22 protein-coding genes are annotated in these 22,481 nt (G+C 54.0%); 13 read left to right on the forward strand and 9 right to left on the reverse strand.

Annotated elements, in window-relative coordinates:
- Window positions 1-9 precede the first annotated feature (9 nt).
- A complete protein-coding gene (locus ACFPMF_RS10600) occupies window positions 10-792 on the reverse strand; it encodes a DUF4290 domain-containing protein (protein ID WP_379844216.1) in 783 nt (260 codons plus the stop codon).
- A gap of 118 nt (window positions 793-910) precedes the next feature.
- On the opposite strand from ACFPMF_RS10600, the gene ACFPMF_RS10605 reads away from it, so the two are divergent.
- Both ACFPMF_RS10605 and ACFPMF_RS10610 read left to right on the forward strand, forming a co-directional pair.
- Window positions 911-2,287, forward strand: a complete 1,377-nt coding sequence (locus ACFPMF_RS10605; RefSeq protein ID WP_379844219.1) for an MATE family efflux transporter — start codon at window positions 911-913, stop codon at window positions 2,285-2,287.
- A gap of 18 nt (window positions 2,288-2,305) precedes the next feature.
- A complete protein-coding gene (locus ACFPMF_RS10610; RefSeq protein WP_379844222.1) occupies window positions 2,306-2,791 on the forward strand; it encodes a DUF1648 domain-containing protein in 486 nt (161 codons plus the stop codon).
- 8 nt (window positions 2,792-2,799) lie between these two features.
- Here the strand turns inward: ACFPMF_RS10610 and ACFPMF_RS10615 are convergent, their stop codons facing one another.
- Window positions 2,800-2,982: a hypothetical protein gene (locus ACFPMF_RS10615; RefSeq protein ID WP_379844224.1), complete on the reverse strand. Its 183-nt coding sequence runs from the start codon at window positions 2,980-2,982 to the stop codon at window positions 2,800-2,802.
- A gap of 163 nt (window positions 2,983-3,145) precedes the next feature.
- Between ACFPMF_RS10615 and ACFPMF_RS10620 the strand changes: the two genes are divergently transcribed.
- Window positions 3,146-6,238, forward strand: coding sequence for an FAD-binding and (Fe-S)-binding domain-containing protein (locus tag ACFPMF_RS10620; protein WP_379844226.1), 3,093 nt, complete (start codon window positions 3,146-3,148; stop codon window positions 6,236-6,238).
- Window positions 6,239-6,252: 14 nt separating this feature from the next.
- Here the strand turns inward: ACFPMF_RS10620 and ACFPMF_RS10625 are convergent, their stop codons facing one another.
- On the reverse strand, window positions 6,253-7,134 hold the full coding sequence (locus ACFPMF_RS10625) for a hypothetical protein (protein WP_379844229.1): 882 nt from the start codon (window positions 7,132-7,134) through the stop codon (window positions 6,253-6,255).
- A gap of 81 nt (window positions 7,135-7,215) precedes the next feature.
- Here ACFPMF_RS10625 and ACFPMF_RS10630 point away from each other — a divergent pair, with 81 nt between their 5' ends.
- Both ACFPMF_RS10630 and ACFPMF_RS10635 read left to right on the forward strand, forming a co-directional pair.
- Window positions 7,216-8,805 (forward strand): McrB family protein, encoded by a 1,590-nt coding sequence (locus tag ACFPMF_RS10630; RefSeq protein ID WP_379844231.1) that lies wholly within the window; start codon window positions 7,216-7,218, stop codon window positions 8,803-8,805.
- A 40-nt stretch (window positions 8,806-8,845) separates the two neighbouring features.
- Window positions 8,846-9,877 carry a galactitol-1-phosphate 5-dehydrogenase gene (locus tag ACFPMF_RS10635; RefSeq protein ID WP_379844233.1) on the forward strand — a complete coding sequence of 344 codons (1,032 nt, stop codon included), beginning with the start codon at window positions 8,846-8,848 and terminating at the stop codon, window positions 9,875-9,877.
- A gap of 81 nt (window positions 9,878-9,958) precedes the next feature.
- Here ACFPMF_RS10635 and ACFPMF_RS10640 read toward each other — a convergent pair whose 3' ends face one another.
- From ACFPMF_RS10640 to ACFPMF_RS10650, 3 genes are read right to left on the reverse strand one after another with little or no spacing between them, the layout of a single operon-like run.
- A complete protein-coding gene (locus ACFPMF_RS10640; protein ID WP_379844235.1) occupies window positions 9,959-10,375 on the reverse strand; it encodes a hypothetical protein in 417 nt (138 codons plus the stop codon).
- A gap of 31 nt (window positions 10,376-10,406) precedes the next feature.
- Window positions 10,407-10,829, reverse strand: a complete 423-nt coding sequence (locus ACFPMF_RS10645; protein ID WP_379844238.1) for a hypothetical protein — start codon at window positions 10,827-10,829, stop codon at window positions 10,407-10,409.
- 14 nt (window positions 10,830-10,843) lie between these two features.
- Complete coding sequence (locus ACFPMF_RS10650) at window positions 10,844-11,272, reverse strand: hypothetical protein (RefSeq protein WP_379844241.1); 429 nt, start codon at window positions 11,270-11,272, stop codon at window positions 10,844-10,846.
- A gap of 164 nt (window positions 11,273-11,436) precedes the next feature.
- Here ACFPMF_RS10650 and ACFPMF_RS10655 point away from each other — a divergent pair, with 164 nt between their 5' ends.
- Both ACFPMF_RS10655 and ACFPMF_RS10660 read left to right on the forward strand, forming a co-directional pair.
- Window positions 11,437-12,519 carry a Gfo/Idh/MocA family protein gene (locus ACFPMF_RS10655; protein ID WP_379844243.1) on the forward strand — a complete coding sequence of 361 codons (1,083 nt, stop codon included), beginning with the start codon at window positions 11,437-11,439 and terminating at the stop codon, window positions 12,517-12,519.
- A gap of 54 nt (window positions 12,520-12,573) precedes the next feature.
- Window positions 12,574-13,455 (forward strand): META domain-containing protein, encoded by an 882-nt coding sequence (locus ACFPMF_RS10660; RefSeq protein WP_379844246.1) that lies wholly within the window; start codon window positions 12,574-12,576, stop codon window positions 13,453-13,455.
- A 167-nt stretch (window positions 13,456-13,622) separates the two neighbouring features.
- On the opposite strand, the gene ACFPMF_RS10665 is transcribed toward ACFPMF_RS10660, so the two are convergent.
- Window positions 13,623-14,204: a hypothetical protein gene (locus ACFPMF_RS10665; RefSeq protein ID WP_379844249.1), complete on the reverse strand. Its 582-nt coding sequence runs from the start codon at window positions 14,202-14,204 to the stop codon at window positions 13,623-13,625.
- A gap of 13 nt (window positions 14,205-14,217) precedes the next feature.
- Window positions 14,218-15,213, reverse strand: coding sequence for a hypothetical protein (locus tag ACFPMF_RS10670; protein WP_379844251.1), 996 nt, complete (start codon window positions 15,211-15,213; stop codon window positions 14,218-14,220).
- 322 nt (window positions 15,214-15,535) lie between these two features.
- Between ACFPMF_RS10670 and ACFPMF_RS10675 the strand changes: the two genes are divergently transcribed.
- The 6 genes from ACFPMF_RS10675 (at window position 15,536) to ACFPMF_RS10700 (ending at window position 21,335) form a co-directional block, all read left to right on the forward strand.
- Window positions 15,536-16,792, forward strand: a complete 1,257-nt coding sequence (locus tag ACFPMF_RS10675; protein ID WP_379844254.1) for an McrC family protein — start codon at window positions 15,536-15,538, stop codon at window positions 16,790-16,792.
- A 122-nt stretch (window positions 16,793-16,914) separates the two neighbouring features.
- Entirely contained in the window at window positions 16,915-18,234 is a 1,320-nt protein-coding gene (locus ACFPMF_RS10680) for a gluconate:H+ symporter (RefSeq protein ID WP_379844257.1), read from the forward strand.
- A gap of 229 nt (window positions 18,235-18,463) precedes the next feature.
- Entirely contained in the window at window positions 18,464-18,931 is a 468-nt protein-coding gene (locus ACFPMF_RS10685) for a RidA family protein (RefSeq protein ID WP_379844591.1), read from the forward strand.
- 98 nt (window positions 18,932-19,029) lie between these two features.
- A complete protein-coding gene (locus ACFPMF_RS10690; protein ID WP_379844260.1) occupies window positions 19,030-20,139 on the forward strand; it encodes a D-TA family PLP-dependent enzyme in 1,110 nt (369 codons plus the stop codon).
- Window positions 20,140-20,170: 31 nt separating this feature from the next.
- Window positions 20,171-20,839 carry an SGNH/GDSL hydrolase family protein gene (locus ACFPMF_RS10695; RefSeq protein WP_379844263.1) on the forward strand — a complete coding sequence of 223 codons (669 nt, stop codon included), beginning with the start codon at window positions 20,171-20,173 and terminating at the stop codon, window positions 20,837-20,839.
- A 94-nt stretch (window positions 20,840-20,933) separates the two neighbouring features.
- Window positions 20,934-21,335 carry a hypothetical protein gene (locus tag ACFPMF_RS10700; protein WP_379844266.1) on the forward strand — a complete coding sequence of 134 codons (402 nt, stop codon included), beginning with the start codon at window positions 20,934-20,936 and terminating at the stop codon, window positions 21,333-21,335.
- Between the two features lie 244 nt (window positions 21,336-21,579).
- On the opposite strand, the gene ACFPMF_RS10705 is transcribed toward ACFPMF_RS10700, so the two are convergent.
- Window positions 21,580-21,942, reverse strand: coding sequence for a hypothetical protein (locus ACFPMF_RS10705; protein ID WP_379844269.1), 363 nt, complete (start codon window positions 21,940-21,942; stop codon window positions 21,580-21,582).
- Between the last annotated feature and the right edge of the window lie 539 nt (window positions 21,943-22,481).

A 22,481-nucleotide genomic window follows, 5' to 3' on the forward strand; every position in this document is an offset into this window, starting at 1 on the left:
TTAACTCTGTTAACGTCGTTTGCGATTGTTGGGATTATTGCCGCGGAAGCGATCGTTGCGGTGTCCATCGCGGTTGTCGCGACCCGATCCGCCGTCGCGGTGGCCGCGCGATCCCTGATTTTGGTAGAAATTATTATTCTGGCGATTGCCGGAAGTTTCGTTGCGGCTGTACGAGGGACCGTCGTGCCGACCATACGAAGGGCCTTCGTTGCGGCTGTGGGATTGGTTGCCGGGATTGCGACGGGGGGGCTGGTCACCCGTCCGTTCGCGGGGAGTTGCCTCAACAAAACCGTTAGTCCGAATCGAGTCGATGTCGGCCCGGAGTTTGCCGTTCGCCATCTCATCCAGGTTTTGCAGAATCGTCTCGTCTTCCACGGCTTCCTTGTTCCAGGTGGAGTAGAAGGTCTTCATCAGCCGCGCCATATACGACACGAACGCCAGCCGTTCTTCCGGGTCTTCCAGCGAGATAGCTTTGGCAATCAGTAAGTTAATATTCTGGCCGTAGTGTTTGTAGCGCAAACCGTGGGTATTATACGGTACGGGTTGCGGTTTTTTACCCAGGACCTCGGCTGTCGGGGGCGGATACGGGCTGTCCACGTCCAGCTTAAATTCCGACATAATATACAGGTCGTCCCAGAGTTTATTGTAATAGTCCTGATTATCCCGCATGTTGGGATGGATTTGCCGCATCAGTTCTACCAGAATGTGCGCGTAGCGGGTGCGCTTTTCGCGGTCGTCGATAGTCTGTAGATGTTCGACTAATTTTTGGATGTTGCTGCCGTACTCTTTCAATCGATTGGGCGTCTATAAGGTGTTTTGACAAAAGTAACAAAAAAGTCTTGCACTCGCATGAATCCTTGACGGACCGATTTACCGGAACAAGCTGTAAAAAGTTGCTGTTGGGAACGATATGAAGAAGTGGTACCAGATTTATAAACCGGAGTTGAGCGATACGCTCCGGCTGAGTATTCCGATTGTGATTGCCCAACTGGGCGTGGTATTGATGGGCGTTACGGACAACCTGTTCGTCGGGCGATTGCTGGGCGCGGTTCCGCTGGCGGGGGCCGGTTTGTCGGTTTCGCTGGCGTTTCTGGTTTCGAGCATTGGAGTCGGAGGGCTGTCGGTGGGGGCCGCGCTGGTGTCGCAGGCCCGGGGCCGAAACGATGCCGCCGAAGTAAACCGCCTGTTTCGGGCCGGTTTGTACGTGGCCCTGCTGCTGGGCCTGGTCATTGCGTTGGCAGGCGTGGTGGTGGCGTATTTTTTTGGCCTTTTCGGGCAAACGGCGGAGGTGACGGAAATCGGCCGGAATTTTATGATCTTTCTGAGCGTTTCCAACATTCCGCTTTTTCTGTTTGTAGCCGCCCGGCAGTTGTGCGATGGCCTTTCGTTCCCGCGCGTCGCCATGTCGATTACTTTATCGGCCCTGCTGCTGAACGCCCTGTTTAATTACCTGCTGATCAAAGGGGTTGGTCCATTCCCCGAAATGGGTGTCTATGGGTCGGCGATGGCAACCCTGCTGTCGCGGATTTTCATGGCGGCTACCCTGATCATTTATATTCTGAATTCGGAGCGCTTCCGGCCCTATTTTCAGCCGGCTTTCCGATCGCTGGCGGTCGGCCAGCACGTTCGCCGGATTTTACGGCTGGGGTTACCGGGCGGTTTTACATTTTTCTTTGAAGTGGCGACGTTTTCGCTGGCCGCGATGATGGCCGGATGGCTGGGAGCGGACCAACTGGCGGCTCACCAGATTGCCATCAATCTGGCCTCCACCACCTACATGATGGCCACGGGCATTTCGGCTGCGGGCGCGATCCGGGTCGGCAATGCGTTCGGACGGTCGAGCCAGCGGGCGGTGCGTCGGGCGGGCGTGGCGGCTTTGGTGCTGGTCACGGTTTTTATGGGTTTGTGCGCAATTGTTTTCCTGACGGCCAACGACTGGCTGGTGAGTCTGTATCTGCGCGATAATCCCGATGTTTCGGCACTGGCGGCATCCCTGGTGATCATGGGCGGCATTTTTCAGCTCTCCGACGGGGTTCAGGTGGTGGGTGTTGGCGTATTGCGAGGCTTGTCCGACGTCAATGTTCCCAGCATCATTACGTTATTTGCGTACTGGATTGTTGGCCTGCCGATCAGCTATCTGCTTGGTTTCTGGCTTGGATTCGACGTTATTGGCATCTGGTTCGGGTTGCTCGGGGGGTTGACGATGGCTGCCGTCCTCCTGCCCATCCGGTTTTTCCGGCTGGTTCGGCGCTTGAAACCGGATGCGGTTGAAAAAGCCGCGACTTAATCCTAAACGTTTGTCACCATGAGAACGCTTCTGGCGAACACGGAACGACTTGTAACCCTCCTGACCGGGCTGTTGCTGATCAGCCAGTTTCTGCTCATTATTGGGTATTATGCGCACTTGCCCGAGGTCATTCCGGTTCATTTCGGTCTGAACGGAAAACCGGATCGCTGGGGGAGCCGGGCTACTCTGTTTGTCGTGCCGACGATTTCGACTTTTCTATGCCTGATATTCTGGGGAGTTCGCCAGATTTCGCCCGATTTTTACAACATGCCCGCTCCGCTTACGCCCGAAAACCGGGAGCGCCAGGTGCGCAATACGCACGAAATGATGGCCATGACGGCGTTTGTGATCATGGTTTTTATGCTCTGGACGCTGTGGGACTGGGCCCGTTCCGCGGCCAATACCGACCTGGTCAGGAGCAAACTAGTCCCCATGATTTTTTTGGGAGTCTCCCTGGCGGGTACCTTTATTTACTATGTCCGACGGGCCTACGCCCTGAAGTGAAAGACGGGTTACGTGGCATCTTTGGTGCTGCGGATAAGGCTGATGCCGGAAAAGAAGAAAATGCCGCCCATCAACAGATAAACCCACGAAGCCCGGGCTACTCCACCGCTGGTGAGGTCCATCCCGCCGTAGATCAGGCCGACCAGGCCAACCAGGGTTAACAAAATACCGAAAATGCTTTTTACGCTCATTGGTGTGCTTGGAATTGGTTTCTACGGTAGTAAACTATTTTCCGCCGAAAAGGATATAAGCCCGGGCTGTTTCTTGATGAAACGGCAATTCTGCTACCCATTTTTGTTTTTTTTCGGTAAATTAGCTTCTAATTTTGCCGGTTTCCAGATCGGCTAACCCTGTATGTTTCGATTTCCTACCCCCACGTTTTCACCACTCGCGCAGTCGTTCGAGGGTGAAATCTTCTTTGATGAGTCCCCCGAACACGAAGCCATGCGCCTGCTCTACGCCACCGATGCGTCGGTGTACCAGGAAAAACCGCTGGCGGTTGCCATTCCCAAAACCGTTGAAGACATTAAACGGCTGGTGCGGTTTGCGCGTCAGAATCGCACGTCGCTGATTCCGAGGGCGGCCGGAACGTCGCTGGCTGGTCAGGTGGTGGGTAGCGGTATCGTAGTCGATTGTTCCCGGTATTTTTCGAAGCTGCTGGAAGTCAACGAGCAGGAGCACTGGGTGCGGGTGCAGCCGGGCGTGATCCGGGATGACCTGAACGCGGCTCTGAAACCGCACGGCCTGATGTTTGGTCCCGAAACCTCGACGGCCAGCCGGGCCATGGTTGGGGGCATGATTGGCAACAACTCCTGCGGTTTGCACTCGATTGTCTGGGGCGACACCCGGCGTCATTTGCTGGAAGTCAAGGCCATCCTGAGCGATGGGGCCGAGGTGACGTTTAAAACATTGACCCGGGACGAATTCGAGCAAAAATGCCGGGGCGAAAATGTGGTGAGCCCCCTGGAACAGCAATTGTACCAGCAACTCAACCGGATGCTGGGCAACCCCGCCAACCAGCGGCAGATTCGGGACGGTTTTCCCAAACCCACCATCACCCGGCGAAATACCGCTTATGCGCTCGATGCCCTGGTGCCGTTTTTTGAAAAGTCGACTGCGACAAGTCCTGCCGCTGATCGGGATTTGCAATCCCGATCAAAACCGGTTGCGGATTCGAAATCCGCTACAGACACGATCGAGATTGCAAATCCCGATCAGCAAATTCAGTCCTTCAACTTCTGTAACCTGATCGCGGGGTCGGAAGGGACGCTCTGTTTTGTGACCGAAGCGAAGCTGAATCTGCTGCCGGTTCCGCCCAAAAACAGTGCGCTGGTGTGTGCCCATTTTCCGACGATTCGCCAGTCGCTGGAAGCGAATCTGGTGGCCCTGGCACACCATTGCTCGGCTTCCGAACTGGTCGATGATTATATCCTGCAACTCACTAAAGGCAATATTGAACAGGCCAAAAACCGGGATTTTGTGGAGGGCGACCCCAAGGCCGTGTTGATGGTGGAGTTTTTTGCCGATACGGTGGACGCCGTCACCCAGAAAGCCGCCCGGTTTATCGAAGACCTGCAGCAACGCGAACTGGGTTATGCTTTTCCGGTTTTATTCGGGATCGAAGCCACCAAAGCCTGGAATTTGCGGAAGGCGGGTTTGAGCATTATGTATAACATTCCGGGCGATCAGAAACCGGCAAACGTCATCGAAGACTGCGCCGTCGATGTTCGCGATTTGCCGGATTATATCGACGAGCTAGACCGGATGGCCGCCGAAAAACACGGGTTAACGCTGGAGTATTCGGCCCATGCCGGCGCGGGGGAACTGCACGTGCTGCCCCTGATCAACCTCAAATCGACCGAAGGGCGCCGGCAGTTTCGGGCCTTGCTGGCCGATACGGCAGCCCTGGTCAAGAAATACGGCGGTTCGCTGTCGGGCGAGCACGGCGACGGGCGGCTGCGGGGCGAGTTCATTCCGTTTATGATTGGCGAGTCGAATTTCCGGCTGGTGCAACAAATCAAGCAAATCTGGGATCCTCAGGGTATTTTTAATCCGGGCAAAATCGTCGATACCCCGGCGATGAACGAGTTCCTGCGGTATGAACCGGATCAGAAACCGGCGACGATCGAGACGATTTTCGACTTTTCCGCCGAAGAGGGAATTCTAAATCTGGCCGAAAAATGCAGCGGTTCGGGCGATTGCCGCAAAACCGCCGTGACGGGGGGGACGATGTGCCCGAGTTACATGGCCACGCGCCGGGAACGGGACACCACCCGCGCCCGCGCCAACATTCTGCGGCAGTTTCTGACCCATTCCAATAAGCCCAATCACTTTGATCATGAGGAGATTAAGGAAGTGATGGATTTATGCCTGTCGTGCAAAGGCTGCAAGTCGGAATGCCCCTCGAGTGTGGACATCAGCCGGATGAAAGCGGAATTCCTGCAGCACTATTACGACGCCAACGGCACTCCTTTGCGTTCGCGGCTGGTTGGTAATTTTACCAAACTCATGTCGCTGGCGAGTCTGGCCCCCTGGGCCTACAAGGCCGTGTACGAAACGCCCATGCTCCGACGGATGGCGAACCGGATGGCCGGTTTTCACCCGGAACGAACCATGCCGGAATTGCATTCGATAACGTTAAGAAAATGGTTTGAAAAAAACCGGGCTGGCGGTCGGAAGGGGGAAAAACAGGAAGGAGCGATGGACACTCCTGGCACCCGGACCGTTTACCTGTTCTGCGACGAGTTTACGAATTATAACGACGTGGAGGTCGGCATTAAAACCGTTCAACTGCTGGAGAAACTGGGGTATGATGTTGTGATCCCGGATCATCTGGAAAGCGGACGAACGTATTTATCGAAAGGGCTGGTGCGGGATGCGCAGAAGATTGTGACCGAGAATGTGATCCGGTTGAAAGACCTGATTACGGCCGAAACGCCCCTGGTCGGGATTGAGCCTTCTGCCATTCTCGGATTTCGGGATGAATACGCGGACCTGGTGCCGGCTTCGCTGAAAGCCGATGCCCAGCATCTGGCTAAGCATGCGCTTTTACTCGATGAATTCATCGCCCGGGAAATAGACAGCGGACGGATCACAAAAACCGCCTTTACAACGGAAAAACGATTGATCAAGCTCCACGGGCATTGCCACCAGAAGGCGCTGGCGTCGCTGGTGCCGACGAAAAAAATGCTATCGTTGCCCGAAAATTACGAGGTGCAGTTGATTCCGTCCGGCTGTTGCGGGATGGCGGGCTCGTTTGGTTATGAGAAAGAGCACTACGAATTGTCGATGCAGGTGGGCGAACTGGTATTGTTTCCGACGGTCCGGCGGCAACCCGACGAGGTGTTGATTGCGGCCCCCGGTACGAGTTGTCGTCACCAGATCAAAGACGGAACGGGGCGGATTGCGAAGCATCCGGCAGAAATTCTGTTTGAGGCTCTGCGCTAAACCGGTCGGTAATGTTACTCAACACAGTTGTAGAGGAACGTTTGCAGGTATTGACGGTCGGCCGGAACCGTGTCGGCCGGAACGGTTATCCGGGAAAACTGGTTCACTAAAACCGGGTTGTAACTATTGTCGAACTGGGTGGTAAACTGGCTGGTTTCGCTCAGCGATACGTTGCCATCTGCGTCAACTGACTGATGCTGAATGGATTTGCAGTCGAATCGCTGGAGGTAACGTCCCACGTCCGATTCGGTATGGTTCGTTAACGCGAGCAACGCCAGCACCACGGCTTGACCGGAATCGTAAAAGGGGGAATGGTTGTCCACCTGTTGTTCGAAGGTAAATTCTTCTTCCGACCGGGAACCGTCTTTGTACGCGTTCTGAACCGTCTGGAAAACCAGGTCTTCGGCCGTTTCCGAAATTTTCCGGTAGGAAAACTGGAAGGTCCGGCTGGCAATGAACGAATGGGTGGGCAGCATCACCCGGGTTTCGACCAGCTTGGCCAGCCGGGCCAACCGATCGTTGGAGGCATAATACAGCGAAAACACCGTGCATTCTTTGTCGTTTACGATATACGACGCTTTTTCAATTCGTTCGAGCGAGTCGTAGTCGAGACTAAGCCGGATGCTTTTGTCGGGGGTGTAAGCCAAGGCTACTTTCCCGCCGATGTACTGGAATTTGAAGGATACCGAATAGTTGGGGGCCTTTTCGCTGTAATCGGTTAATTTGCCGTTCTCGTAGCCAAATTGTTGTCGGCTAATTTCCTGATGATCAGAACCCTGCTGCGCGTACCGCACGATTTCAGTTACCAGACAGACCTGATCGGCAGGACTCGGATCGCGGAGCGAGCAGGCCATCAGCACCAGGGCCAGCCAGCCGTAACCAAACCATTTTTTCATGCGCGTGACACCCATAATAGCAACAGAACTGCCAAAATACGAACATTTGCCCAAATATGGTAGTTTCGATCGCCAAACAACATGATGATTCTGAACCCGCAGCGACAGCAGTTACTGGAAAAATTACGAACGATTGATCAGCCGGAAGCGATCCGGAAATATTTCGGTCTGCTTAAGGACCTGATCGACATGGTGAATCTGCCCAACGGTGATGCCCGGCTGGCGTTTGTAGTCCATCGTGATCAGAAAGCAATTTCGGCCCATATCAACTATTTTCAGGCCCTAAAACTCTTCCGGCCCCGGCAGGGCGAAATCGAGTTCTGGCTGACCGTGAAAAAGGGATGCCGGGAACGGATCGAGTCGATCGGGGGCGTTGATATCATTCCGTTGACGGAAAAGTCCGATTATATTTCCATAATTATCGGACAGTCATCGGATCATTTGCTGAATCATCCGGTATTGCGAAGCTGCTGGGAAGATTGCCTGATGGAGTTGCTGGTGACCACCAAACGGGGGCCGCATACCGCCAGCCACAATCCGGTTTTGTATCAGGCTGCCGACGATGAAGCCTTCCGGGGGGAAATCATGACCGCGATTTTCCGCCCCGAACACCCGGAAGGGTCGGGCAACCGCGTTGAGGAAGAACCGGTTGTCTACGAAAAATCCGAACCGCAACGACCGGCTATTCCGCCGAATCTGATTCTGTATGGGCCGCCCGGTACCGGTAAGTCGTACGAAGCCAAACAGGTGAGCAAGCCCTTTAGAAGCGACTGGATTACGTTTCATCCGTCGTTTGGGTATGAAGAGTTTGTGGAGGGGATTCGGCCCGAAAGTCGTGGCAATCAGGTGAGTTACAAAGTGGCAAAGGGGTTTTTTTATAAAGCCTGCGTAGACGCTCTGCAAAAAGCCGGTTACGCCACCTTTGCCGATTGCCTGGACGATTCGGCCGAAAACCGCCAGCTCAAAATGGCGCGGGCCGATGCCCAGTTGCTGATTATTGACGAAATCAACCGGGCCAATATCTCCAAGGTTTTTGGGGAGTTGATCACCCTGATCGAACCGGATAAGCGGTTGGGAGCCGAGAACGAACTCTGGCTCACACTGCCGTATTCGCAGGAGCGTTTTGGGGTGCCGGCGAACCTCTATATCCTGGCGACGATGAACACGGCCGATCGCTCGATCGCATTGCTGGACATTGCCTTACGACGCCGTTTTTATTTTCGGGAAGTATTACCAGACAGCGGTTTGCTCTCCGTTATGGACGGGGTCGATCTGGGCGCATTATTGCGCACATTGAACGAACGAATTGAGTACCTTTACGATCGCGATCACCTGCTGGGACACGCGTACCTGCTGGACGTTCACTCGCACGAAGAACTGTGTGACGCCTTTGCGGACCGGATTATTCCGCTTCTGCAGGAGTATTTTTACCACGACTGGCGTAAAATGCAGTTTGTACTGGGTGACAATGCCGCCTGGGGGAAAGCGCCCGACCAGAAGTTGATCCGGGTGAAAAAGCAGTACCGGCCCTCGTTAACCAAGGAGCTTTTTGGGGAAGAACCGGATGATCTGACGGAGGTCACCACGTTCGAAATCAACCCCCATCTGCTCCGGCGGGAATACGAACACGTGCCGAAAGAAGCCTTTATTTCAATTTATCACAAACCTTAACCCATACACTTACGGCCTTGTCCGTAGGAGTTCAATTGTTATGAAAGCCCTCGTTTTAACTGCTTATAACCAGTTTGAATTGCAAGATTTACCCCGGCCACAACCGGGTCCTACGGATGTATTGGTCAAAGTACAGGCTGTTGGCATTTGTGGCAGCGATGTCCACGGAATGGACGGCAGCAGTGGCCGGCGGATTCCGCCCATAGTGATGGGGCACGAAGCCTCGGGCATCGTGGTCGAAACCGGCGAAAAAGTAACGAACTGGCATGTTGGCGACCGGGTGACGTTCGATTCAACGGTTTACGCCCTAGATGACTGGTACAGCCGCAAGGGGATGTACAACCTCAGTGATGGCCGCGAAGTGCTGGGCGTTTCGACCCCGGATTTTCGGCGGCAGGGTGCCTTTGCCGAGTTCATCGTGGTGCCGCAGCACATTCTTTACCTGATTCCCGATAATGTCAGTTTCACCCAGGCGGCTCTGGTCGAGCCGGTGGCGGTGGCCCTGCACGCGTTGAGTCTGACGCCTATTCAACTCAATGATACGGCCGTTGTGGTAGGTTCCGGCATGATCGGGCTGTTCGTCATTCAGGCGCTGAAACTGGCGGGTTGTGGTACCATTATTGCCGTCGATCTGGATGACGACCGGCTGGCTTTGGCCCGCAAACTCGGCGCTTCGGTGACCCTCAATGCCGGAACGGAGGACGTTACGGCCGAAGTCCAGGCCTTAACCCACGGACGTGGCGCCGACGTTTCCTTTGAAGTGGTGGGCATCGGACCGGCTGTAAAAACCGCCATCGATTGCGTTCGGAAAGGGGCTACCGTGACGCTGGTGGGTAATTTGTCGAAATCCGTTGATGTCTCATTGCAGGCCATCGTGACCCGGCAGTTACGGTTGCAGGGCTCCTGTGCGATCAACGGCGAATACGAAGCCGCGCTGGCACTGATTTCATCCGGAAAAATGGACGTCGAAGCGATTTTAAGCGCCGAAGTTCCACTGGAAGAGGGGGCAAGCTGGTTTCAGCGGCTTTATGAGAAAGAAAAAGGCTTGATCAAAGTGGTGTTGAAGCCATAGGCGGTAAACAGGGATACGGTTTTCGGTCACAGGCGCTTCGTTCGATTGAGGCTGAAAACCGTATACGCACGACAACTATCCTTATGGAATGGCTTCAAAATGAATTGAGTAGATGGAGTCGTCGCCATACCGGTAGTCCAGCGCAAGTGCAGTCTCCGTGAGTAATAAAATGTAGAGTTCGGTAAGGGCTACACAACTCACCTGGGCACAATACGCGCCGTTTCTATGGCCCGTTTCGAGGATAGTCAAAATCGACCCTTTTCGCTGCACTTTCACGGGCGCACAACAAAGGGACTCACGCTTCTCGTACCGAATCGTGCCGTCGGGCAGAAACTCGATGATGTCCGGATTTGTAACAGCCTGCCATTTTCCAGACTGGCCGATTTTTACCGATTTCCAGCGTTTATAAAGTTTGTCGGACGGCGAAATATCCCGCCCGGATTGATTACAGGCCAGCGTTACGAAGACCAGCAGTAAAACGGAAAAAATGGTTTTCATACGAGAAGGAGGGCTTATATCTTACACGGATTCAGTTCCTGAATTTCATCAGGCCGCCACTCACCGGATTCGTTGAGCCGTAAAAACTTTCCAGGATCAATTCGCTGTCGGTCAGCGACAAAATGGTATAGACGGAAGGCGAAGCGCAATAAACCGTTTCGCAACCGGCTCCGAGGTAGATTTCGGTCAGTTTCAGCCGCTGTCCCTGGCGATCAAAACGAACCGGCCAACAACAGGGCACTTGCGGTACCAGATACTGAATTGTGCCCGCGGGTAAAAATTTTATCGTTCGTTCGTAGGAAACGGTTTTCCAGTCGCCGGTTGGGTTTTGGGTCTCGGTCAATTTCCAGGTTCTGTAAAGTGGGTCGGAAGGGAGCGGTTCCGGCTCCCGGTTTGATTTCTTGCAGCCCACCACAATCAATGCCATCAGGAGTATATAAACAGCGGTTTTCATAGGCACGGGCGGGGTTATTTTGAAGGCTTATATTTCATGGCATATTGATTGGCCGCCCCCGGATAGGGAGCACCCTGTACGTTCTCCAGGATCAGTTCGTCTGCCGTCAGCGACACAATGTTGTATGCGGTTGGGGGAGCGCAATCGACGTAGATGCAATCTCCGCCACTGTAGAAGTCGGTCAGCTTCAACGTCTGTGGCTGGCGTTCAAATCGGATGGGGGCACAGCAGGCCGGTTCGGGCTTTTGATAGTGGATCGTGCCATCGGCCCGAAATTCCATCAGCGACCCGTCAGCAACGGTTTCCCAGGAGCCGATGCCGGTTTTTGTCGCCACCAGCTTCCAGTGCTGGAACAACGGGTCCGGAGAGGAGGCTTCCTGATCGGACTTCTTGCAGGCCACCGCAGTGACCAAAACCAGCACAAACAGAATCAGTTGTTTCATGACTTTCCTACATTTGTAGGTAAGAGCCGTTTTTCGGGTCAAGGGTTGGAGTCATTTCCGGCCTGCGCACTGTTTATTGCTATTTTGACACACTGACTTTCCACGGGAAGGTTTTCTCAGGCGGATTACGGTTCGGAACGGATTGAAATTAATTGAAAAGAAGCATGCCCAAAACCCTCAACATCGCCCTCATTGGTCCGGGCAAAGTGGCTCATAACCACGCCCGGGCCGTTCTGGAAACACCGGACACCCAACTCGTCGCCGTTTACGGCCGGAACCATAACCGGGCCGAAGAATTTGCCAACCAGTACGGCATTGCGGCCTATTCCGACATTTATGACATGGTTGACCGCGAAAATGTGGACGTCTGCATCGTCTGCACGCCCCACCCCGCCCACCGGGACGTGACCGTGGCCGCTTTCGAAGCCGGGGCGAATGTGCTGGTGGAAAAACCGCTGGCGTCGTCGCTGGCCGATTGTGATGCCATGATCGAGGCCGCCCGGAAAGCCAACCGGCAACTCGCGACCGTTAGCCAGCGCCGGTTTTACGAACCCTGTATGCGGATGCGGGAGGCCATCAACGCGGGTAAAATTGGAAAGCCGGTGCTCGGGCTGGCGCAATTGTTCGGCTGGCGGAGCGAGGAGTATTACCGCAGTGATCCTTGGCGCGGTTCGTGGGAGCACGAAGGGGGAGGAGTGCTGGTCAACCAGGCACCGCACCAGCTGGATCTGCTGTTGTGGTATATGGGCGAAATGGAAGAGGTATACGGGATTTGGAAAAACCTGAATCACCCGTACATCGAGGTGGACGACACGGCCGTGGCGGTGATTCGGTTTAAGAACGGCGGCATCGGCAACGTCATTGTCAGCAACTCCCAAAAACCCGGTATTTACGGAAAAGTCCACATTCACGGCGAAAATGGAGCGTCGATTGGTGTGCAGACCGACGGCGGTTCGATGTTCATTGCGGGCATGACCTCGATTCAGGATGCGCCGTACAACGACATCTGGTCGGTGCCGGGGGAGGCCGAACTGCAAAGCGTCTGGAAAGCCGAAGACGACAGGGTTTTTAACAGCGTCGATTCGTCGAGCCATTATTTTGCGCGGCAACTGGCGGATTTCTGTAGTGCCATCCGCGAAGGTCGCCAGCCGGTGGTGACCGGGGAGGAAGGCCGGAAGGTGGTGGCCCTGTTTGACGCGATTTACGAATCGACGCGGACCGGTCAGCCCGTTCGATTGAGTTCCTAGGCGGTTTTCAACAAAATCCGGTGGGGATACGTTTTGGAGGTAACGCATCGGACTATGAAGAGACTGACACGACTTTTTTGCCTCATCGGCTGGCTGGTGCTGGCCGATGGGTGCCGGAAAACACCCGTTGGCAGCAACCGTTCGGCGGAATTGGGGGAAAGTAGCGCAACGGATTCTGGCACCAAACGCCGACTGGGGATTGATTTTACGGCGCAGGGAACTGCACCCGGCTGGCAACTGGACATCGATTTTGCCAAAGTGATTCGGTTCCAGGCCCCGAACGGGTTGTTGCTGACCGCTGCTGTTCCCAAGTCGCAACGGGCTCCGGGCGAGAACGGGATTCTGTTCGACGCGCCTTTGATGGCCGAACCGCCGGGGACAGAAAACCGCCCGAACCGCCGAACTGTTTCCGCCCCACCCCGGCGCGAGGGTCGGTTGAAGGTGATCATTAGCCCCGTTGCGTGCCGTGACAGCCGCACGGGAAACGTCCTCGCCTACGGGGTAACGGTGGAGTCGAACGGTCAGCGGTACAGCGGTTGCGGCAGTTTTCTCAACGGCATGGCCCGGCTGAACAGCCAGTGGGTGCTGGAAACGTACCGGGGCCAGCGGCTCCACGCCGAACAGTTTGTCAACCGGCAGATGCCCACGCTGGATATTGATCTGAAAGCGAGTCGATTGCAGGGTTTTACGGGCTGTAATATGATGCAGGGGCAGGTCAAAGCCGATGGCGATAACCTCCGGTTCGAGAGCCTTTCGACCACCAAACGGGCCTGTCCGTATAATTTTGAAACCGGTTTTCTGGCCGCTTTACAAAGTGTAACTCTCTACCGCATCAGCAACAACCGCCTGACGTTGCTGGCCGATGGGAAATACGTGATGACCTTTCGGAAAACCGCCAAAAAAGAAACCGGCCTGGGCAATTCAACGGGACGCTGATTTGGCTAAATTGTATGGTATCTCAACCAGCCAACAAATGCCGCCCACCTCATTCCTTCGTGATCAGGATATTGCTGATGTGAAATACGTTCTTCTCACTTACATAGAACCTCAGATGATTGAAACGCATATCAGCTGGAAAAGCCTTCTCACATTCATATACTTTGCTATTGTTGCACAGCACCGTCACACTCTCCCCTTTGCGCTGGATGGTAATCGTGGCTTTGTTCACCGGCTTGCTGCCCGTTAACGGTGGCAGCGAATAATAATTGCTTAAAATAGCCCTGGGGCATCACGTTCCCGATCATCAGCCAGCCGGCGGCATCGTTACGGTTCATATCTCCCGGTGAAACATCAATACTAAAGCGATATCTACTGTTCACACTCGTTTCTGAACTGCTGCTGTTCGGCTGACCTTCCGTATAGAATTGCAACTGCATACCCGGCGTACCCCAGGGCACATCGCCCTTCTGCACCAGTACATCATAGGTCAAGGTGAAATCTCCGCTGAGGGGCTGTGTGAAATTGGTGGGGTAAGCATGCTTCTTCAACCGCAGCCATTTGCCCGGAGCACCACTCACTTCCACCACGGTGGGTTTATTCCCATCATCACCTTTTACAAGGAACCAATTTGCGGGGATACCACCGGCTGCCGTCGTGGAAAGGTCATCAAAAAAGAGCACCTTCTTATCGGAAGTATATCGTTTCGTTGCTTCCGATGCCGTTGCAACCGGTTTTGATGCGTTCACTTCATCCGAGCTGTTATGCTCGATGGCCCTTAGGGCACTGTCGCTTTATCCTTCCCAAAAAAATAATTATCCACGTAGTTGTAATCGTATTGGTTAACAAAATGATCCAGCTAATGTCTGTGGTGGAGCTATACAGGTACACCGGATCGTTCATATTGTTTTTGAATTGCTCGTTCATCACGGCGATCCCATTCTTCATTTTTTCCAGGATGTTCTGGGTGGTGCCGCTATTGTTATAATAGATCTTTTCCATCGCGGGCAAACGCTCTTCCAGTCTTTTGACCAGTTGAGCTACGGTCACCTGCTCAAAAGGCAGCGGTTTATTATCCCTGGACAGGATGACCACATAGGTATCGGCATCATTTGATATCGACTTGGCGGGTATCAGGTAATGATCGAATTTCTGAAGGGCCGGACTCTTCGTGAAGTCCCGGTAGTGGGCTGCTTTCTCTCGCCACTCCGCCCCGAATTCCCCTGTCATCCCCGGGCTGTAACGGGGTTGGGTACAGTAATAGTCATCCGGGCCGGAGAGGTAGATCTGCTGCCGGCTGATAAGCTCTACATTGTTCACCATACCATACCAGTTGTGATAACAAAAATTGCCCGGCATTGGCCAGAACTCACGGGCAGCAGTTTTCACCAGGCATTGGTGAAGCCTGGCGTAAAAACCGTAGGTGTTCGGCAAGGCCTTGCGGTTGTACTTCTCCGCTTCGTTAGCGCCAAAGTATTTTGTGTCGGGCCCAAACGCTTCTTTGTTCGCCAGGAACGATTGCTTCATTTCCCCAAGCAGTCCGGTGGGCGTATAGGTCTGCTGCAACCAGCCGGTCAATTTCTGAGAAACTTCCACCTCTTTTGACGAATAACTCCATCTATCCTTGGCATACGGTTTGGCAGGCGTCAGGAATTTGAGCATGTTTATCCAGCCGATCTTCCTGTTTTCGATTTTACTAATATCATCATACCAACCTTTGGCATTGGTTAGTTGTGCGGTGACCTGCTTTGAAGACATCACGATCAGTAGGAGAACAAGGAGCCTGTTTTACATATCAACTGTTTTATCCATAAAATCAAAGAAGACTTACCTCATCACCATAAACCAAAATTTGCGAAATTGGGAAAGGTGATGATTCACTGGAAGGCCGTAAAGGCTTGAAGTGACCTAGTTTACGGCGCGGTAATATCGTAAAAACCAAGGGTTTGAACTAGGGGAAATAGCAAAAGTAGGTGTTCGGGATGTCGCCGGTCCGCCGAGTAAAAAAAGATAGGGCTTCATGGAAACAAGTAACCATTAATTTGATTTATCCCGACCTTTAGGGCGGAAATTTTCACCCATGACGCACTCTATCACCGAATATGGCCTGATCCGACGGCGCCGGGATTTTCCGGACGGCGTCGATTCGCTGACGGAGCTGTATCTGCCGGATGAGCCGTTTGACGCCCTGCGGAACTTCGTGACTGAAAACGAAACCGATGCGGTCATGCAGTTTTTCCTGCAAAAAGGCCGGGAAACGATGCGGGTGAAAAACTATGTCGGCTTGCTCGAAACCCGGGAGGGAATGCTGCTGGAGATCCTGCCCAAAGCCACCGACGCCGGCACGGCCCGCGCGATCCTGCTGCGGATGCTGCGCCATCTGCGTGGCAATCCCTACCGCTGGGTCGATTCTGCCTGGCAGGGGGCCAACCGGTTGCCGTTATGGGAAATTTTTATCACCCTGTTTCTGGACGAACTGGTGCCCCTGGGGACGAAGGGATTACAGAAAGCGTATGTCCCGCAAACGGAAAATCGCCCGGTTCTGCGGGGGAAACTGAACCTGACCGAACAGATTCGCCAGAATAGCTTCCATGCCGAACGGATGGTCACTACGTTTGACGAACAAACCACCGATCTGCCGCCCAACCGCCTGCTGAAGTCGGCGCTGGAATTTGTGCAAAAGCGCGCCCGATCCATTGCCAACCAAAGCCGCATCCGGCAATTGCTGTTTGCGATGGATGAGGTACCTGCGTCCGAACGGCTGGCGGATGATTGGCGGAAGGTGAGCGCCAGTAACCGCCTTTTTGCGCATTATCAGCCGGCCTTGCGGTGGGCAGAGGCTTTTTTAGGCGGCCGGTCGTTTGGGCTAATGCCGGGGCGGCACCTGACGCTGGCCCTGCTGTTTCCGATGGAACGGGTTTTTGAGGATTATGTGGCCGCCGGTTTTAAACGCTACGTGACCGATGGCGACGTGATTATTCAGGAAGCTACCCAACACCTGATCGACAACCATAGCGGCACGCGCAAATTCAGACTTCGCCCGGATATTCTGCTGCGCCGGAACGCCATCACTACGGTGCTGGATACCAAATGGAAACGAATTGACCCTTCCAACGTGGCCGGAAATTACGGCATCGACCAAGCGGATTTGTACCAGTTGTACGCGTACGGTAAAAAGTACGGTGCGGCCGAATTGGTGCTGCTCTACCCCGCCACCGAGCAGTTTCAGCAACCGCTCGACCTGTTTGGGTACGACGAAACCATGCACCTCCGCGTCGTGCCGTTCGATCTCACCCTTCCTCTGGAAGAAGCGGTCCGGACCAGCATGATGAAGTAGGGCGTAGCCGCCCCACGCGTGGAAGGACGATCCCCGATTTCGACTCTTTTTCAATTCATCGTTTATCATTCGTAATTCATCCTTATCTTACAGCCCTCTTAACCCTGAAACTTGCTTCCTAAATGCCGCTGTTACTTACTTTCCTGGGCATTCTGGCCCTCGTTGTTCTGATTGCGTTTGTCAAGATCGATACCTTCATTTCGTTTGTCCTGGTGGCGCTGGCCATCGGCCTGGCGTCGGGTATGGAGGTAGGTGCCGTGGGGAAATCCATTCAAACCGGGATCGGCGGCACGCTGGGCGAACTCGTGCTGATTGTCGGTTTTGGCGCCATGCTGGGCCGGCTGGTCGCCGAAAGCGGAGCGGCCATGCGGATCACCAACGTCCTGATCAAGGTATTTGGCGTCAAAAACCTGCGGTGGGGCCTGGCCCTGGCCGGTTTTATCATCGGCATTCCATTATTCTACAATGCCGGTTTCATTATCGTTTTTCCCTTAATTGTGACCATCACGGCCTCATCGGGATTGCCGATGATGACCGTCGCCGTTCCCATGCTGGCGGCTTTGTCGGTGGCCCACGGCTACCTGCCTCCGCACCCGTCGCCCGCAGCGATTGCCGGGCAACTGGGCGCCAACATGGGCCGGACGCTGATTTACGGAATCCTGGTTTCGATTCCGGCCATCGTCATCGCCGGGCCTATTTTCGGCAGGACACTGAGCAAATACCGTCCGCAGATCGATCGTGATCTTTTTAAAGTCCGCCAGATTCCGGAAGAAGAATTGCCGGGGGCGGGCATCAGCTTTTTTGTGGCGTTGCTGCCGGTTTTGCTCCTGACCCTGACCGGGCCGCTGAAGTCGGTTTTGCCGGCGGGTACGATTGGCAATCAACTGGTAACCCTGCTGGCCGAACCGTATATTGGCATGCTGCTGTCGGTGCTGGTGGCGGTATACTTCCTGGGAATCAAGCGCGGACAGACTACGAAAGCGGTCATGAAAGACCTTGAAGAAGCCATCAAAGCCGCGTCGCCGGTTTTGCTGGTCATTGCCGGGGCTGGTGCGTTGAAGCAGATTTTCATTGACAGCGGAACGAGTAAATACATTGGGGAGCAGCTGACGGGCGTTGACATCTCGCCCTTAATACTCGGCTGGGGAATTGCGGCCGTCATCCGGGTGTGCGTGGGGTCGGCTACGGTGGCGGGGTTGACGACGGTTGGCATTGTGCTGCCCCTGATTCAGCAGCAAACGAATGTGAAGCCCGAACTGATGGTGCTGGCCATTGGGTCGGGGAGCCTGATGATGTCGCACCTGAACGATGGCGGTTTCTGGCTGTTCAAGGAATATTTCAATTTAAGTATCAAGGAAACCCTGCAAACCTGGACGGTGATGGAAACAATTGTTTCGATTATCGGTCTGTTCGGCGTTTTAGCGTTAAATTTGGTGGTTTAATAACAGCATGCGGTTTTCCGTTTATCGTATGGGGCAGCCACCCGGTCGCGGGAAGGGATGCACGAAAACCGTAAATCGCATACCGAAAACCATAAATCAGTCAACGACAATGGAATACATGGCGCATCACTACCTGAATACCGGGTTTGAGCCGGATGAAAATCTGAAATTCAACCTGGAACCCGAAACGGAATCTCTTTCCGAAACTGACTCTTCTTCTGATACAGCGATGATGACTCCTGACGAAAAATTTGCCCAGCTCGGGCTGACGCTGCCGCCCGCGCCGAAACCAATGGGCGTTTACAAACCGTGTTTGGTGGTTGACAAATTTGCGTACGTTTCGGGCCACGGGCCGGTGAAAAACGACGGCAGCCGGATCATTGGCCGTGTCGGGGCCGACATGACCATCGACGAAGGCAAACAGGCTGCCCAGCAGGTGGGCCTGACCATTCTGGCAACCCTGAAAGCAAAATTTGGCTCCCTGAACAAAATCAAGCGGGTGGTGAAAACGCTCGGCATGGTCAACGCAACCTCCGATTTTGAGCGGCATCCGTACGTCATCAACGGCTGTAGCGAGCTGTTTATGGCGATCTGGGGTGAAGAAAATGGGGTAGGCGTTCGGTCGGCCGTTGGTATGGGCACCCTGCCGGAAAACATCCCGGTCGAAATCGAAGTCATGTTCGAACTGGAAGCCTGAAACCCTTTGGGCGGTTTTCGCCCGTAACTCACATAATCACACTTTTTCGAAAGAATCCCTGGCTTCGGCAATTTGTCGGGTCAGGGTTCCTGTTTTTCATGGACGAATACCTGGTTCAAAACGTTCAGTTGGTCGATTCGCCAGCGCTGCTGCTGTATCCGGATCGCATTGCTCACAACATTCAGATCATGCTGGACATGGTCGATGGAGAGGTCGAAAAGCTGATTCCGCACGTTAAAACCCACAAAATGGCCGAAGTGGCCCGGATGCAGGTTGAAGCGGGAATCACCAAATTCAAATGCGCCACGGTGGCCGAAGCCGAAATGCTGGCCGATACCGGGGCGCTTCATGTGCTGATTGCCTACCAACTGACCGGCCCGAAACTCCGGCGGTTTTGCGAGCTGGTGCAGGCCTATAACTGGGTGGAATGGGCTTCGCTGGTAGACAACCGGGCGTCGGCAGAAGAACTGGCGGCTGAATTTGAGAAGACGAGTTACAAACCGGTCATCTACATCGACGTGAACACTGGCATGAACCGGACGGGGCACGCGGTGAATGAAGAACTGGAAGCTCTCTACCGTCAATTGAAAGCCGACGAACGGCTGGATCTGCGCGGTTTTCACGCGTACGACGGCCATATCCGCAACCCCGACGTAGCGCTTCGGCAGCTGGAAGCGGATGCGGCTATCAGTCCGCTGGAAAAACTGGCCGATAATCTGGAGCAGGAGGGCGAAGGGCGGCCGGTCATCATTGCGGGCGGAACACCCACTTTTTCGAACCATGCCCACCGGCCGAACGTCTGGTGCAGCCCCGGAACCTGCCTGTTGTGGGATTGGGGGTACCGGGATTCGGTGCCCGAACAGCCGTTTGAATGGGCCGCGTTGTTGCTGACCCGCGTGATTTCAAAACCGGCCCCGGGGGTTATTACGACCGATCTGGGTCACAAGGCCGTGGCGGCTGAAAACCCGCTGAACAAACGGGTCAAGTTTCTGAATCTGGCGGAGTACGAAATTACGGGCCAGAGTGAAGAACACCTGGTCGTACGGGTCCCGAACTGGGATGCTATTCAGATCGGCGACGTGCTGTACGGGGTTCCCTACCACATTTGCCCGACCGTGGCCCTGCACGATGAGGCCCAGGTAATTCGCGAAGGCGAATTCACGGAGCGCTGGGCAATCGACGCCCGGAAACGCCGGATAACGTATTAATGACTGTCACTCAAATTCCTAAACCTTTTGTATGCGTACCTTTCCTATTCTTCTGCTCACGTTCATGTGGCTGGCGCTGACCCCCTCCAAACCCACCCGGGTCGTTTTTTTCGGTGATTCCATTACCCAGGCTGGCGTTCGACCGGGTGGCTATATTACCCGAATCGGTGACATGCTGAAGAAAAATAACCTCGCCAATGACTACGAACTGATTGGGGCGGGTATTGGTGGAAACAAGATTTACGACCTCTTTCTGCGTATGGACGAGGATGTGATTGCCAAACAGCCCACTATTACGTTCGTGTATGTAGGGGTCAATGACGTCTGGCACAAGCGGTCGCATGGCACCGGCACCGATCCGGACAAGTTTGTGAAGTTTTACGACGCGGTGATCAAGAAATTGCAGGCGGCCGGCAGCAAGGTAATTCTGTGTACGCCCGCCGTGATTGGCGAAAAAACCGACTACTCCAACGATCAGGACGGGGATCTGCAACAGTATTCCAAACTGATTCGTGACCTGGCGGCCAAACACAACCTGCCGTTATGCGATCTGCGGAAAGCCTTCCTGGATTATAACCTGAAAAACAACCCGAAAAACGAGGAAAAAGGCATCCTGACCACGGACCGCGTTCACCTGAACGATGCCGGAAATCAACTGGTGGCCGATGAAATGTATAAGTTGATGGTGAGCGCGAAGTAACCCCCCTTTACCTTTGTAGCCAAGGACGGGGTGCGTTGGCCAACCGCCCAGTTTATCAATCCCTGAAAACCGTATTTGGATGGTCAGCAAGCGAATGAAATACATCCTGTTGGGGCTCGTTGTCCTGCTGGTCGGTTATATGCTGTATGATGCGGGTTCGGAACCGGGTATCGACGATTTGCAGGGAACGTACCGGGAAGTGGCGATATACCGGAACGAGAACAATACCGGGCCAATTGTCCGGATTTACGCCGTGACGGTCAGCGATACGACGCACTGGGACGAGATGAAGCAGTACGGCGATCTGATGCTGTATACCAAATACGGAACGACGCGCGTGTATTTTTTCCCGGAAGGAAAACCGGTGCCTGCGACGCTGTCGCCCGTCCGACCCAATTTTGATTCAAAATACGAACCCTATTGCCTGGCGATGTACGAAAAAGATGCGATGAGTCAGGTCATTTTTCGGAAACGACCGTTTCGGGTAGTTCAGTAAACGACCGGGAAAAGAATGGCGTTGATCGTTGGGGCAACGCAATAAAACGGAGCGATAATACGCGCGGTTATGAAGAAACCGGTTGAGCGCCATCGGGAACTCAACCGGTTTTTGTTTGTCAAATCGTGTGGATATAGCGGTTTCAAACGGGTTCGTTTTTCGGGTCAGAGGAGGTACACAAGCGCATAACGAACCGCGTTTGCGGTAAATCAGTTGGCGCCTGTCAGCCCGCCCTGCCTCGGTTTTATACTTCAAACGGTAGGTCGTATTCTTTGATAACCGGTTTTGAGGACCGGGTTTTTACCTCGACACGAGCTTTGAGCGGAAACCCCAGGATCAGCGAATTTTTGATGTATTGATCTTCGTGCACCATCCAGGAATAATTTTCCAGCAGGTACTCACTGACACCCGCTTTGTAGGCCTGATACGCCAGGCGTTCCACAAACAGGGGCTCGTAATTGATGATGTTTCCCATGTACAGCACCTGAAGGCCGGGCCGGGATTCGTTGCCTAGTTCCGTACAGCTGAGTACGGCAATTTTCAGGGAAGAACCGTCTTCGAGATCTTTCACCGCCCATTCATCAATTGTGGTTTTTACATTAGCCATTGTTGCGTTGCTTACCCGTTAAACAATGCCCAAAGGTAGCCGCATCGGGCCGGGGAATCCAGCCGGATTTAATAACTGGTAGCTTTTGCCCAATAACTGACAGGAATCGCCAGCATCGATTCAGTGCTCGCTGCAAAGTGGGCTATTGGGGAATAGCACGCGCAGTCTCCCCGGCAATGGCGTAACGTCTCTAGGTTAATCCTGTCCCTTCTTCCTGCGTTTTTCCGACTGAAAATTACTGCAAAGCACCAGGTCCCGGTGGGGCATTTCCGGGCGCACTTTCCTTCATGGCAACCCGGAGCGTATAAGCACCTGCTATGCCCGCCCACTGGTGCGGCAGCCAGGTAGATGGCACTTAGAAATGGCATAAAACGGTTTGGATCTAGTACTATTCTTATGGTTTTCATCGCAATCGGGATATCCTTGACAATCAGGGGATTTTGATTAGGGTACCTGCGTTGCGCGGCCAGAAAAGCACAGATATGATGTAATAATTATAATTAAGTTGTGAATATTTAAATACAAATTCTATATTTGGG

This window comes from Larkinella bovis (assembly GCF_042655385.1).
In the GTDB taxonomy this organism is placed as follows: domain Bacteria; phylum Bacteroidota; class Bacteroidia; order Cytophagales; family Spirosomataceae; genus Larkinella; species Larkinella bovis.

Excerpts from the sequence above, each read along its gene's own strand:
- ACFPMF_RS10605 (WP_379844219.1), top strand. The coding sequence starts at position 911 with ATGAAGAAGTGGTACCAGATTTATAAACCGGAGTTGAGCGATACGCTC.
- ACFPMF_RS10610 (WP_379844222.1), top strand. The coding sequence starts at position 2,306 with ATGAGAACGCTTCTGGCGAACACGGAACGACTTGTAACCCTCCTGACC.
- ACFPMF_RS10615 (WP_379844224.1), bottom strand. The coding sequence starts at position 2,982 with ATGAGCGTAAAAAGCATTTTCGGTATTTTGTTAACCCTGGTTGGCCTG.
- ACFPMF_RS10620 (WP_379844226.1), top strand. The coding sequence starts at position 3,146 with ATGTTTCGATTTCCTACCCCCACGTTTTCACCACTCGCGCAGTCGTTC.
- ACFPMF_RS10625 (WP_379844229.1), bottom strand. The coding sequence starts at position 7,134 with ATGAAAAAATGGTTTGGTTACGGCTGGCTGGCCCTGGTGCTGATGGCC.
- ACFPMF_RS10630 (WP_379844231.1), top strand. The coding sequence starts at position 7,216 with ATGATGATTCTGAACCCGCAGCGACAGCAGTTACTGGAAAAATTACGA.
- ACFPMF_RS10635 (WP_379844233.1), top strand. The coding sequence starts at position 8,846 with ATGAAAGCCCTCGTTTTAACTGCTTATAACCAGTTTGAATTGCAAGAT.
- ACFPMF_RS10640 (WP_379844235.1), bottom strand. The coding sequence starts at position 10,375 with ATGAAAACCATTTTTTCCGTTTTACTGCTGGTCTTCGTAACGCTGGCC.
- ACFPMF_RS10645 (WP_379844238.1), bottom strand. The coding sequence starts at position 10,829 with ATGAAAACCGCTGTTTATATACTCCTGATGGCATTGATTGTGGTGGGC.
- ACFPMF_RS10650 (WP_379844241.1), bottom strand. The coding sequence starts at position 11,272 with ATGAAACAACTGATTCTGTTTGTGCTGGTTTTGGTCACTGCGGTGGCC.
- ACFPMF_RS10655 (WP_379844243.1), top strand. The coding sequence starts at position 11,437 with ATGCCCAAAACCCTCAACATCGCCCTCATTGGTCCGGGCAAAGTGGCT.
- ACFPMF_RS10660 (WP_379844246.1), top strand. The coding sequence starts at position 12,574 with ATGAAGAGACTGACACGACTTTTTTGCCTCATCGGCTGGCTGGTGCTG.
- ACFPMF_RS10670 (WP_379844251.1), bottom strand. The coding sequence starts at position 15,213 with ATGTCTTCAAAGCAGGTCACCGCACAACTAACCAATGCCAAAGGTTGG.
- ACFPMF_RS10675 (WP_379844254.1), top strand. The coding sequence starts at position 15,536 with ATGACGCACTCTATCACCGAATATGGCCTGATCCGACGGCGCCGGGAT.
- ACFPMF_RS10680 (WP_379844257.1), top strand. The coding sequence starts at position 16,915 with ATGCCGCTGTTACTTACTTTCCTGGGCATTCTGGCCCTCGTTGTTCTG.
- ACFPMF_RS10685 (WP_379844591.1), top strand. The coding sequence starts at position 18,464 with ATGATGACTCCTGACGAAAAATTTGCCCAGCTCGGGCTGACGCTGCCG.
- ACFPMF_RS10690 (WP_379844260.1), top strand. The coding sequence starts at position 19,030 with ATGGACGAATACCTGGTTCAAAACGTTCAGTTGGTCGATTCGCCAGCG.
- ACFPMF_RS10695 (WP_379844263.1), top strand. The coding sequence starts at position 20,171 with ATGCGTACCTTTCCTATTCTTCTGCTCACGTTCATGTGGCTGGCGCTG.
- ACFPMF_RS10700 (WP_379844266.1), top strand. The coding sequence starts at position 20,934 with ATGAAATACATCCTGTTGGGGCTCGTTGTCCTGCTGGTCGGTTATATG.
- ACFPMF_RS10705 (WP_379844269.1), bottom strand. The coding sequence starts at position 21,942 with ATGGCTAATGTAAAAACCACAATTGATGAATGGGCGGTGAAAGATCTC.